General features: G+C 61.5%; 14 protein-coding genes. 12 read left to right on the top strand and 2 right to left on the bottom strand.

Annotated features, from left to right (window positions below):
• Nucleotides 1–2 precede the first annotated feature (2 nt).
• On the top strand, nt 3–380 hold the full coding sequence (locus HF955_RS12720; protein ID WP_291075528.1) for a hypothetical protein: 378 nt from the start codon (nt 3–5) through the stop codon (nt 378–380).
• A 43-nt stretch (nt 381–423) separates the two neighbouring features.
• On the opposite strand, the gene HF955_RS12715 is transcribed toward HF955_RS12720, so the two are convergent.
• Nucleotides 424–1,980 carry a vWA domain-containing protein gene (locus tag HF955_RS12715; RefSeq protein WP_291075526.1) on the bottom strand — a complete coding sequence of 519 codons (1,557 nt, stop codon included), beginning with the start codon at nt 1,978–1,980 and terminating at the stop codon, nt 424–426.
• Between the two features lie 156 nt (nt 1,981–2,136).
• Nucleotides 2,137–2,403, bottom strand: coding sequence for a hypothetical protein (locus tag HF955_RS12710; protein WP_291075524.1), 267 nt, complete (start codon nt 2,401–2,403; stop codon nt 2,137–2,139).
• 201 nt (nt 2,404–2,604) lie between these two features.
• On the opposite strand from HF955_RS12710, the gene trbB reads away from it, so the two are divergent.
• From trbB to HF955_RS12655, 11 genes are read left to right on the top strand one after another with little or no spacing between them, the layout of a single operon-like run.
• Nucleotides 2,605–3,585: a P-type conjugative transfer ATPase TrbB gene (gene trbB / locus HF955_RS12705; RefSeq protein WP_291075523.1), complete on the top strand. Its 981-nt coding sequence runs from the start codon at nt 2,605–2,607 to the stop codon at nt 3,583–3,585.
• Nucleotides 3,586–3,597: 12 nt separating this feature from the next.
• On the top strand, nt 3,598–3,930 hold the full coding sequence (locus HF955_RS12700; protein ID WP_291075521.1) for a TrbC/VirB2 family protein: 333 nt from the start codon (nt 3,598–3,600) through the stop codon (nt 3,928–3,930).
• The gene (locus HF955_RS12695) at nt 3,930–4,184 is read left to right on the top strand and encodes a VirB3 family type IV secretion system protein (protein ID WP_291075519.1); all 255 of its coding nucleotides are present in this window, start codon (nt 3,930–3,932) and stop codon (nt 4,182–4,184) included. Before HF955_RS12700 ends, HF955_RS12695 begins: the two co-directional genes overlap by 1 nt.
• Nucleotides 4,178–6,616 carry a conjugal transfer protein TrbE gene (gene trbE, locus HF955_RS12690; RefSeq protein ID WP_291075517.1) on the top strand — a complete coding sequence of 813 codons (2,439 nt, stop codon included), beginning with the start codon at nt 4,178–4,180 and terminating at the stop codon, nt 6,614–6,616. The genes HF955_RS12695 and trbE overlap by 7 nt, the downstream gene beginning before the upstream one ends.
• Nucleotides 6,617–6,627: 11 nt before the next feature.
• Complete coding sequence (gene trbJ, locus HF955_RS12685) at nt 6,628–7,341, top strand: P-type conjugative transfer protein TrbJ (protein ID WP_291075515.1); 714 nt, start codon at nt 6,628–6,630, stop codon at nt 7,339–7,341.
• Between the two features lie 5 nt (nt 7,342–7,346).
• The gene (trbL, locus tag HF955_RS12680) at nt 7,347–8,666 is read left to right on the top strand and encodes a P-type conjugative transfer protein TrbL (RefSeq protein ID WP_084397277.1); all 1,320 of its coding nucleotides are present in this window, start codon (nt 7,347–7,349) and stop codon (nt 8,664–8,666) included.
• Nucleotides 8,667–8,671: 5 nt separating this feature from the next.
• Nucleotides 8,672–9,370, top strand: a complete 699-nt coding sequence (gene trbF / locus HF955_RS12675; protein ID WP_291079306.1) for a conjugal transfer protein TrbF — start codon at nt 8,672–8,674, stop codon at nt 9,368–9,370.
• Nucleotides 9,367–10,374 (top strand): P-type conjugative transfer protein TrbG, encoded by a 1,008-nt coding sequence (trbG, locus tag HF955_RS12670; protein ID WP_291075513.1) that lies wholly within the window; start codon nt 9,367–9,369, stop codon nt 10,372–10,374. The genes trbF and trbG overlap by 4 nt, the downstream gene beginning before the upstream one ends.
• The gene (locus HF955_RS12665) at nt 10,371–11,627 is read left to right on the top strand and encodes a TrbI/VirB10 family protein (protein WP_291075511.1); all 1,257 of its coding nucleotides are present in this window, start codon (nt 10,371–10,373) and stop codon (nt 11,625–11,627) included. The genes trbG and HF955_RS12665 overlap by 4 nt, the downstream gene beginning before the upstream one ends.
• A complete protein-coding gene (locus HF955_RS12660; protein WP_034768653.1) occupies nt 11,627–11,863 on the top strand; it encodes a DUF2274 domain-containing protein in 237 nt (78 codons plus the stop codon). Before HF955_RS12665 ends, HF955_RS12660 begins: the two co-directional genes overlap by 1 nt.
• A gap of 2 nt (nt 11,864–11,865) precedes the next feature.
• Complete coding sequence (locus HF955_RS12655; protein WP_084397285.1) at nt 11,866–12,177, top strand: DUF736 domain-containing protein; 312 nt, start codon at nt 11,866–11,868, stop codon at nt 12,175–12,177.
• The last annotated feature ends 104 nt before the right edge of the window (nt 12,178–12,281 follow it).

Raw genomic sequence — 12,281 nt, 5'->3', positions numbered from 1 at the left:
ACATGGCGCGCAATCCAAGGCTTCATATCCGCGTCTCCGAGACAAACCATCGTAAGGTGAAGCAGTTCTCTGCCGAACATGGTGTCCACGTCGGCACGCTGGTTGACGAAGCTCTGACCCTGTTGTTCACACCGCCTGAAGACCGGCCCGATGCCGCGATCATCCAGCGGCTGGAACGGGTCGAAGACCAGATCGAGAAGCTGGAGACCGGAACAGCGTTCCAGACGGACCTCTTGCTCGAATTCATCTTCGAATGGCTGAGGCAGCGGCCGGGCAAGAACCCGCTTGAAACGCCGGCGGATGCGGCGCGCGCCCGTGAGGACCTAGAAGCGTTGACCCGGCGAGTGGTTGACCGTTCGAACCCGCATATCTGGAACTAGCCACAAACGGAGGTCCACTACTCGCGTGTGAACTGTGCGGACTTCATCCGTTTTCAGCGCTTTGAGGGTCGTTTGTCAGCCCCGCAACAAGTTCAAGAGCAATTTTATCTGCCTCGACTTGTTCATCCTTTTTGGCGAGTTCGACCATTCTCTCGACTGATTTGGCCTGCAGCTGATCGAGGTCACCCACTTCAGAAAGTAGCTTCGCGAACGTCACGACATCTCGAATTTTGAGAAACCGATCGATGTTTTTCTGCTTTTTGAGGGACGCCTCCTCAAATGGGGGCGCCGCCAAGTTTCGTAGAGTTCTCTGTAGAACGTCAAACTCAGCGATCTCGATTTCAATATCTCCTATCCAGGGAGACCAACTTGTTCGCAACTTGGGCAATGAAAACTGTTCGCTCAGGATGTTGGCTCTGATGGTCTCATACTTTCGACGAGCTGCTTCCCTTCGTTCATTCTTGATTGTTCCAGAATTGATCAGAAGTTCCTTCTTTGCCTCGAATGTCTGCCACCATTGAAACGCTGAAAATCCAGCCAACGCCAAAACAGTCCCTGCGAATGATACGGCGCCAATGTTCGAATTCAGAAACGACCAACAATCAGTCCGCACATCTTTCGCAAACGCCCCCGCCCCTGCCGCCTCACCCACTTCCGGGAAAGCGAGAAAGAGAAGGCCCACAGCGGCGAATACAGAAACAAATGCTCCCCAAAAGCCATAGCAGCTGAGCCACTTTTCGTTCCTGTTCTTCAACCAGAATATCTTGAACCGCTTATTGTCTGGAATGCGCTTGAGTTTGCCCCCCACATTCTCATGAGACGTGTAGATAATTGCGAGGTCCGATGGGGTTTTCTCATCAAGCGTGACCAACTGGTCGCGAAGGTCTTTGCTCCGTTCACCGGACTGTAGGCAGAACAACGTCGCCGCTCCGGCAGCCAAGGTCAGAATGAGAATCCAGCTTAATCGCGCGACCCAATTTGCTTCCGGATTTGGGTCACCAGGCAAAATTGAGACTGGCAAAGGAAGCTGATCCGCCAGAACAGCCTGCGTTATCGCTTCCGATTCTGGACGTACCTCCAGGAGACGAAGCGCAGCATTTGGATTCGCCCCCACCTGATAAACTTCGATGCGGGCTTTCGGATATTCGCGCCTTATCGCCAAGAAATCTGAATTGCATTCTTCTGAGCCATCAGTGATCAGAACGACAATTCCGTTCGGTCCGGCAAGTTCAAGCACGGCGGCCAATCCTTGCCCAATCGAGGTTTTGTCGTCGCTTCCGCCCAACGCCGGAAACTGTGGCGTGGTTTCCGTAGAAGGAAAAGGTCCTTGGACCTCGACTGGGTCATCACACCGAACCGCCCGATCTAGTTCATCTGGTTTGCCGCCAAAAAACGTGATCGATTTTTGGCTTCGCGCATCTAACAGTGCCGATCGGGCGTTGAGTATTCTGACAGCGTCGGGAATTTCGTCTTTCATCGACCCCGAGGCATCGACGAGAAAATAAACGACAGGCTGGGAATCTTTTAGCTCCGCGTAAACGTGGCCACCGAAGGTTACGGCTGAGATGAAGCCAACAGTTAAGAGAATGAAGGAGCGCATTTCTGCCGCCTAGTTCGATTCTATGTTCTTTTTGTGTTCTCCCTCTTCTAAGGTAACTTGTTCGGATCGTCATCCACGAGCGTCCGCTTTTCGGCCACTCGTCCACAAGTCGATTCAAGAGCGTAGAAGTCTGGTGCGAGCCGTAGATTGTAGGGACTACGATTGTGCTAGCTCCCGGTCATTGTTGAGCGCAGATCGGAACCGCTCAGCATCCTGCTCTGATCTGAACATGTAGCGCGCCGCATGTTCACCCTTCTCCAAGTGGCTGTGTGAGCGCCATTCGGGGCAGATATTGGTGTTGAGCCAGGCGGCGATGATGTCCAGGCGCTTGCCGAGACCGAAGTGTGGGATGGGCAATTCGACATGATGCGGGAAGTCCCGCGCATCCTTTTCGGCCATGAGAACGGATTTGTAGCGACCCATAGGCTTCTCCTTTTAGTTCGCTTTTTGTTCTTTTCTCGCTTTCCGGTCTGATATCAATCTGTGCTGCGCGATTTCCTGTGAATTGCCCCTCTGCGTCCTCGGAGGTCCCGCAGGCGCCTTTCGTGTCCCCCGGCCCCAACTGTGCGGCGGCATTTGATGCCCTGATGCTGGTCCCATCACTGATGAGGACCACGACCTGCCATGTCTGCCCTGCCCCAGCCCAGCGAGACCGAGACCCGCCGCACGGCGATGCTCCGCACGGCGTTCGACGGCCCGGTTGGCGCAGCGCTAGCGGCGCCCGACACGATCGAGATACTCGCTAATCCCGACGGATCGGTCTGGGTCGAGAAAGCTGGCTTTGGTTTGCGCCGTGCATCCGAGACGCTCGGCCGCGCCGAGCGCGAGCGGATCATCCGGCTGGTGGCGTCCTCTGTCGGGGAAGCGTGTGACCGCGCGTCTCCCATTGTCTCCGCTGAACTGCCGGGCTCTGGCGAACGGTTCGAAGGCATCCTGCCGCCGGTTTCCGAAGCGCCCTGCTTTGCGATCCGCAAACCGGCTGGCCAACCCATTGCGCTCGATACCTATGTTGAGACAGGCGCGCTGACGCCGGCGCTGTGTGTCGGCCTGCGGCAGGCGTTGGAAGACCGGCTCAATATTGTGGTCGCGGGCGGGACATCGTCGGGCAAGACGACCTTTGCAAATGCCTTGCTGTCCGAACCGGCTCTTGCTGAGGACCGGATCGTCATCCTGGAAGACACAAGGGAGCTGCGCTGCACCGCCGAGGATGTGACGCAGCTCAGGACGCACCGGTGCGGCATCACACTCCGTGATCTCGTGCGCTCGACCATGCGGCTCCGGCCTGACCGGATCATTGTCGGCGAAGTCCGCGGCGGCGAAGCGCTCGACCTACTCAAGGCCTGGAATACAGGCCATCCGGGCGGGATCACAACGCTACATGCGAATTCAGCCTCAGGCGCACTTACCCGGCTTGAACAGCTGGTTGAGGAAGCGACGACCGCCCTTCCCCACGCTCTGATCGGCGAAGCGGTTGACGTGATCGTCTTCATGTCCCGCGCGAGCGGCGCGCGCCGCGTCGAGCAGGCGCTCCGGATCACCGGCTTTGACGGCACCGAATACCGGACCGAACCGCTCGCTGCCCCTTTTCTCAACATCGTCAACTAAGGAGACCGACAGATGTTCTATGACCAGATCAAGGCCCTCAACCGATCGATTCAGACCGGCGTGCTGCTGGCCTCGGTAAGTGTGCTGACACTGCCGGCTCATGCCGCCGGCACGGGCATGCCCTGGGAAGGCCCGCTCGACCAGATCCTGCAATCGATCGAGGGCCCGGTCGCCCGGATCGTCGCGGTGATCATCATCACACTGACCGGCCTGACGCTCGCTTTCGGGGAGACATCCGGCGGGTTCCGGAAGCTGATCCAGATCGTGTTCGGCCTGTCTATCGCGTTCGCAGCGACCAGCTTCTTCCTCACCTTCTTCTCCTTCGGCGGCGGCGCGGTGCTCTGATGCTCGACGGCTACGAGATTCCCCTCCACCGCTCGCTCGCCGAACCAATCCTGATGGCAGGCGCGCCGCGCTCGGCAGCCATTGCCATCGGGACGATCGCGGCGGCTTTGGCCCTCGGCCTCCGGCTCTGGTTACCGGGGCTCGTGGTCTGGGTGGCGGGACACTCGCTCGCCGTCCTCATGGCCCGGTCTGATCCCGACTTCCTCGCGGTCGCGATCCGGTCTGCCCGCTACAAGGAACATCTCTCATGCTGAACCTTTCCGAATACGCGGCGAAACCGGCTGGGCTCTCAGACTACCTCCCCTGGGCGTGCCTCGTCGCGCCGGGCGTCGTCCTCAACAAGGACGGCGCCTTCCAGACAAGCTTCCGCTATCGCGGCCCCGACCTTGAAAGCTCGACGGAAGCCGAACTCGTTGCGGTGACCGCACGGGTCAACAATGTGCTCCGCCGGTTCGGGTCCGGCTGGGCGCTGTTCTTCGAAGCGGTGCGGGCGGAAGCCGTTGCCCTTGAAGAGAGCTCATTTGAGTGTGCGGCGGCCTGGCTGATCGAGCAGGAGCGGCGCGCCGCCGCCGAAGAGACCGGCGCCCGGTTCGAGAGTGCCTATTACCTGACGCTGCTCTGGCTGCCGCCCGCAGATGCGACGGGCCGGGCCGAGAAGGCGCTGATCGAGCGGCCGGAGAAGCGCGATGGTCAGGACTGGCGCCAGCGGCTGGAACATTTCCAGACGCGCGCGGCGCAGACGCTGGACCTGCTCTCTACGGCCCTGGATGAAATAAATCCGCTGTCGGATGAAGAGACACTCACCTACCTTCATGCCTGCATCTCGTCGAAACGGCATGCCGTGTCGGTTCCGGAACTTCCGGTCTTTCTCGATGCAGTGCTCGCGGATGAGAGTTTCGCAGGTGGGCTGGAGCCGCGCATCGGGGAGGCACATCTTGCAACGCTGACTCTGCTTGGCTTTCCGGCCTCGACCCTGCCCGGCATGCTGGATGAACTCAACCGGCTTGGCTTCTCCTATCGCTGGACGACGCGTTACATCGCGATGGACAAGGCCGAGGCCGAAAAGCTCCTTGCGAAGAAGCGCCGGCACTGGTTTGCGAAGCGAAAATCCGTCGGCGCGGTCCTCCGCGAGACGCTTTTCAATGAGCAGGCCGCGCTTCTTGATAATGATGCCGACAACAAGGCCGCCGATGCCGATGCGGCACTGCAGGAGCTGGGCTCTGATCTTGTCTCGTATGGCTATGTCACGACGACGCTGACACTGATGGGTGCCTCCCGCGAGGAGGTTGAGGAGCGCATGCGCGCCGTTGAGCGGGTGATCAATGGGCGTGGCTTCACCACGATCCGCGAAACCCTCAACGCGGTTGAAGCCTGGCTCGGCTCCCTGCCGGGACATGTCTATGCCAATGTCCGCCAGCCAATCCTGCATACGCTGAACCTTGCCCATCTGGTCCCGATCTCTTCGGTCTGGGCAGGCGATTCCTGGAACAACCATCTGTCCGATCGTGCGCTGATCGAGGCACAGACAGAAGGCACGACGCCGTTCCGGCTGAACCTGCATGTCGGCGATGTCGGCCACACGTTGATCATCGGGCCGACAGGGTCCGGCAAGTCGGTGCTCCTGTCGCTACTCGCCGTGCAATGGCAGCGCTATGAGGACGCGCAGGTATTCCTCTTCGACAAGGGACGGTCGGCGCGGGCGGTGACGCTCTCCATGGACGGCACCTGGCTGCCGCTGGCCGGCGATGAACGTCCGGCGCTGCAGCCGCTTCGGGACATCGATACAGACCGCGGCGCGAGCTTTGCGGCCGACTGGCTACTCGGCCTGATCGAAGCCGAGGGCGTGACAGTTACGCCGGACCTGAAGTCCGTCCTGTGGGACGCGGTGCGGTCTCTGGCTTCGGCGCCTGAAGCGGAACGCACGCTCACGGGTCTCAGCCTCATCCTGCAATCCGATACGCTCAAGGCGGCACTGCACCCCTACACGCTGGAAGGCGCTTACGGGCATCTGCTCGACAGCGATGCCGAAGCGCTCGACCTCTCGTCGATTGCCTGTTTCGAAATGGACGAGCTGATGCAGACGCCGTCTGCGGTCGGGCCCGTCATCACTTATCTCTTCCACCGGCTGGAGGACCGGTTCGATGGCCGTCCGACCCTGCTCATCCTCGATGAGGCCTGGCTGTTCCTGGACCATCCCGTCTTTGCCGCGCGCCTCCGCGACTGGCTGAAGACGCTCCGCAAGAAGAATGTGGCGGTCGTGTTTGCGACCCAGTCGCTTGCTGACATTGAAGGGGCGTCGATTGCGCCGGCCCTGATCGAATCCTGCCCGACGCGGATCTTCCTGCCGAATGAGCGGGCGCTCGAACCGACTGCTCAGGCCATCTATCGGCGGTTCGGACTTAATGACCGACAGATCGACATCCTCGCCAAGGCCATTCCGAAGCGGGACTATTACTATACCTCGCCCCTTGGCTGCCGGCTCTTCGAACTCGGCCTTGGCGAGGTCGCGCTCGCCTTCTGTGGCGCCGCCTCCCCTGCCGACCAGAAGCGGATGGATGGGCTTCTGGAAGCCGATGCGGAAGCGGGCTTCGCCCGAGGCTGGCTGGAGCTGAAACAGCTCGGCTGGGCGGCGGACCTGCTGGCCGGGCAACCCGATGCAACCCTCCCCCAAATCGCCGCTGAATAGGAGCCCCACACATGAAAGCCTTTCTCTCTTCCGTTGCCCTTGCCGCCATTCCGCTATCCGGACTGATGGCGCCGCCGGCTTCAGCGCAGCTGTTCGGTGGCGGCATTGTTTACGACCCAACCAATCATGCCGAGAACATCCTCCAGGCGGTGCGCGCGCTCCAGCAGATCGACAACCAGATCCGTCAGCTCACGCATGAAATCGACATGATCGAGAAGATGGCGCGGGATCTCGAGACGCTCCCCGTCGAGGTCGCCCGCGCCATCATTGCCGACCGCATCCGCCGGATCGGCGAACTGATGGAGGAAGCCGACGGCATCGGCTACGGCGTCGAGGAGGTCGAGCGAGAATATGAAGACCTCTATCCTGAAACCTATGGCGAGACGCCGCCTGCCAATGCGGTCCTCGTCGAGGATGCGCGTATCCGCTGGCAGCAATCGCGCTCTGCCCACAAGCATACGCTACTGATGGTTGCCGAGACCGTGCGCGACAATGAACGCGACGCCGAGGCGCTGACAGGCCTTGTCGAGGAGAGCCAGACCGCGGTCGGCAATCTCCAGGTCCTGCAGGCCGGTAACCAGATCGAGGCCATGTCGGCCCAGCAGCTCATGCAGATGGAAGCCATGATGGCGGCGCATTACCGCGCCGAAGCCCTCGACCGGGCGCGCGAGCTCGAAGAAGCCGAACGCGGCCGCGCGCGGCTCCAGTCGTTCTTCGGGAACTGACCACCATGGAAGAAATGGGCGTCATCGACCGGTTCCTCGAAACCTTCATTGCCTATATCGATTCAGGCTTCGGCCTGCTCGCGGGCGATGTCGCTTATCTGACGACCACGCTGATCGTGATTGACATCACGCTGGCCGGGCTGTTCTGGGCGCTGTCGCAGAATGCCGATGTCATCTCGGGGCTGCTCAAGAAGGTGCTCTATGTCGGCTTCTTCGCCTTCATCCTCGGCAATTTCTCCATCCTGGCGAACATCCTCTTTGCGAGTTTCGCCGATCTTGGCGTGAAGGCGGGATCCTCGACGCTGACGGCCGAGGATCTCATGCGGCCCGGCTATATCGCGGGGGTCGGCTTCGAGGCGGCGCAGCCGCTTCTCGAAGAGATCGGCGACATGCTGGGGCCGATCCGCTTCTTCCATAATTTTATCCTGATCGCGGTCATGCTGATTGCCTGGGCGATCATTCTCGTCGCCTTTTTCGTGCTGGCGGTTCAGCTCTTCGTTGCCATCCTTGAGTTCAAGCTGACGACGCTGGCAGGTTTCGTGCTCGTGCCCTTCGCGCTCTGGAACAAGACCTCGTTCCTGGCTGAACGCGTACTCGGCAATGTCGTCACTTCTGGCATCAAGCTGATGGTGCTCGCCATCGTGATCGGCATCGGCTCGACGCTCTTCACGTCGATCACCGAGGCCTTTGGCGGGCCGGGCGATGTGACACTCGCTGAAGTGATGGGCACGGTGCTCGCCTCGATTGTCTTTCTCTGGATGGGCGTGTTCGCGCCCGGCATTGCCTCCGGCCTCGTGACCGGTGCGCCGCAGCTTGGCGCAGGCTCCGTGGTCGGCACGACAGCGGCAGTCGGTGCAGGCGCTGTGCTGGCGACGACAGGCACGGTTGCGGCAGGACGCGCAGCGCTTGGCGGTGTGTCCGGCGCGGTGAAGGCTGGGGCATCCATGACCGGCGGCGCCCGCACATCCTATGACCTTGGCCGCCTGGCGTCCGGTCATTCTGGATGGCGCGGGGCAGCAGCAGGTATGGCAGGCGTTGCACAGGCTGGCGGCGATACGCTCCGGCGGATGGCAGGACGGCCTTTCGCCTCTGTTGGAAATGCTTATCGGCGCGGCAGCGAAGCCGCTTTTGCCGCGACGGGCGGCACGATGTCGGCCGCGTCCGGCGACGCGCCGTCTACCGGCTCGGCAAGTCCCGCCTGGGCGCGGCGCCTTCGCACAGAACAACGCCTGCAGCATGCCGGCGCGATCACGGTTCATGCCCTCAAGGACGGTGATCGCGGCATGGCGGGCGACAATCCGAAACTACGAAACGAAGAGGACTGATGAGCATGGCCTTCCGGCGCACATCCACCCATTACGGGCAAAGCCCGCATCCCGAAACGCCCTACCAGAAGGCGGGCCAGGTCTGGGACGAGCGGATCGGTTCGGCCCGTGTCCAGGCGAAGAACTGGCGGCTCATGGCGCTGGGCCTGCTGGGGCTCCTCGCGGCGGCGTCTGCAGCCCTTGTCTGGCGCAGCCTGCAATCGACGGTCACCCCCTATGTGGTCGAGGTTGACGATACGGGTGCGGTCAAAGCGGTCGGGCCAGCGCTTGCGCGCTATGAGCCGACCGACGCTCAGATCGCGCATCACCTTGCGAACTTCATTTCCGATGTCCGCAGCCTGTCGATCGATCCGGTGATCGTCCGGCAGAACTGGCTCGCCGCCTATGACTATGTGACGGACAAGGCGGCGATCACACTGAGTGACTATGCGCGCGACAATGATCCCTTCGCCGAGATCGGGCGGCGCTCGCGCAGTGTCGATGTGGTGAGCGTTGTGCGGGTGTCGGACGAGTCCTTCCAGGCCCGCTGGCTCGAGAAGACTTATGAGAATGGCGCGCTGACCGGCGTCAAACGCTTCACGGGTCTCTTCACCATTGTGAACTCCCCGCCGCGCGATGCCGAAACGCTCCGCGCTAATCCTCTCGGCCTCTACATCCACAGCCTCAACTGGGGCGAAGACCTTGTCACAGGAGACAACAAATGATCCGTACAATGAGCCTTGTATCCGTTCTTGCCTTGGCTACGGCCTGCGCGAGCGTTCCGCCGGAACCTGTCCTCGAAGATACCGCCTTTGTCGAAGCGGCGTTCGTCGAAGACGTGCCAGAGCGGCCTGTCGAGATTGTCGAGACGCCGACCGTACTGCCGCTTCCCGGCCAGATGAAACCCATAGATGGCACGAAGCGGACAGTGACACGGGTCTACACCTCGCCGACCGAGACAATCCGCAAGGGCACAACCGAGGCCAGGATCGAACCTTCCGTCGATGGCTATGTGAACGCGATCCAAGTCTATCCTTATACTGAAGGGGCCCTCTACCGGCTTTATGCCGCCCCGGGCCAGGTCTCCGACATTGCGCTCCAACCCGGCGAAACACTGGTCTCGGTGTCGGCGGGCGATACGGTCCGCTGGATTGTCGGGGATACATCTTCCGGCTCCGGCGGCGCGGCCCGCGCGCATGTGCTGGTCAAACCGATCGCCGCGGGCCTCTCGACCAATCTCATGATCGCGACCGATCGGCGGACCTATCATCTCGAACTCGAAAGCGTCGATGGCACCTATATGGCGGCCCTCTCCTGGCGCTATCCCGCGGATGAGCTGGCAGAGCTGGTGTCGCGCAACAAGCTGGCTGCCGTGCGTGAGGATGCGTCCATTGCACCCGGCATTGCGGTTGACCGGCTCGACTTCGATTATGTCATCGAGGGCGACAAGCCGGCCTGGCGGCCTGTGCGTGTGTTCGATGATGGCCGGCAGGTCTTCATCCAGATGCCGGCGGGTCTTGCGACAATGGACGCCCCGCCGCTCTTCATCCTTGGGGCATCGGGCGACGCAGAACTCGTCAACTACCGGCTCCGCGGCAATTACTACATCGTCGATCATCTCTTCCGGGCCGCAGAACTCCGGATCGGCGAAAGGGACCAGACCGTGGTCCGGATACGGAAGCGGGTGCAACGCTCCGGTCTTGCGAGCCTGTTCGGAGGCGAGGGATGAGCGAGCCGGCCCCCTTCCCGAAACAGGCCGACGAGCTGAAGCTGCGCGCGCGGCCCCGGCCTGTCACGCGGATCAACCGGAAGGTCCTTATGGCAGGTGCCTGTCTCGGCATACTGGGCTTGTTCGCTGCCGCATCCATTGCGCTCGATCCTCCAAAGGCCGTCGATCCGGCAGACAGCCAGGAGCTCTACAATACGTCGACCAAGCGCGCGCCGGATGGTCTCGCAGACCTGCCAAACTCCTACCTCAATTGGCAACCGGCTGGTGACACGCCAAGACTCGGCGCGCCCATGGCGGGCGACCTTGGCGGCACTGTCGTGGCGGAAGAGGAAGAATGGGGCCTCGAGCCCGACTGGAATGTCGCCCCCTCAGACGACTTCCGGCCATCGGCCGAAGATGAAGCGATCCGTGCGCAGAGACTGGCGGATGCAAAACTGGCCGATGCAGCCGGCAAGGCGAGCGTCTTCTTCGACGTCGGCAACCGGCAGTCACTGGCTGGATCAATCTCTTCACAGGGCGGACTTCCGAACAGCCTGGGCTCGGAATTGCTGGCACTTGCAGCCCAAGGCGCAGGCGCGCCGGGTTTTGCAGGCCCTCCCGGCCAGAACCTTCAGGCAGAGAAGATCGCTTTTGCAGCGGAGAAGCGGGACGGCGACATCTATAACCCGCATGATGTCGAGACCCCGGTCTCGCCCTATCAGGTGATGGCGGGCACGCTGATACCGGCTTCGCTGGTCACGGGGCTGAATTCTGACTTACCGGGCAATGTCATCGCGCAGGTGACCCAGCCGGTCTACGACACGGTGAGCGGTGTACATCTACTGATCCCGCAGGGCGCGCGGCTGATCGGGCGCTACCAGTCGGAAGTCTCGTTCGGTCAGGAGCGCGCGCTCCTGATCTGGGACCGGATCATCCTGCCGGATGGCAGCTCGCTGCAGATATCTGAACCTGCATCGGATTCGCAGGGCTATGCAGGTGTTTCCGACCGAACCGATCATCACTGGGATCGCGTCTTTGCCGCCGCAGGACTCGCGACGCTGCTTGGCATCGGCTCCGAACTTGGCTCTGACGAGGATGATGTTGAGCGCGCAATCCGGCGGGGCTTCGGAGACAGTGTCTCCGAAGCCGGTCAGCGCGTCGTTGACCGCAATCTTGGCATCCAGCCGACGATCCGTATTCGGCCGGGCTGGCCAGTCCGGGTGATCGTGACACGCGATCTTGTGCTGCGGCCCTATTCTGAGGGAGGCCGGTGATGAGCCTCCGCATCGGACAACTCCCGGACCGGACACCAGTGAAGCTCACCGTGTCGGTCGATCCTGATCTTGCTTCCGCGCTTGCCGACTATGCGGCGATCTATGCCGAAACCTATGGCGCGGAAGAGAAACCCGAAACCCTGGTGCCTGCCATGCTGGACATGTTCCTCAGCTCGGATGCCGGGTTCAAGCGGGCCCGCAAGGCCCTTCACGCCAGAGCCAGCAAAGGAGAATAGCAATGGCAACAATCGGCACCTTCAGCCAGAAGGATGGCAAATGGACCGGCACGATCCGGACCATGACAATCAATGTGAAAGCCCAGATGGTCTCGGTGACCGAGAAGGCCGAGGGCGGCCCCGACTACCGGATCTTTGCCGGCGGCGCAGAACTTGGCGCAGCCTGGCGCGAAGAAAGCAAGGATGGCGAGACGCCATACCTGGCAGTGAAGCTCGATGATCCGGGGTTCGAGAAACCGCTACGGGCTGCTTTCTTCGAGAAGGAAGAGGATGGCAGCGGCGTGCTAGTCTGGAACCGGCAGAAGCTGAACTAGATCAGCTTCTGCCTATCGGACCGTGAACCGCAAATACCCCAAACTCGTGCCTCGCGGTCGCCTTCCAAAGGCGATCGCGACACAAACTGAGCCTCCCGAGGACG

Origin of the sequence: Hyphomonas sp. (assembly GCF_017792385.1) — a bacterium.
Classification (GTDB): Bacteria; Pseudomonadota; Alphaproteobacteria; order Caulobacterales; family Hyphomonadaceae; genus Hyphomonas.
Note: the sequence above shows the minus strand (reverse complement) of the source record. Positions and strands in the feature narration are given on the sequence as shown.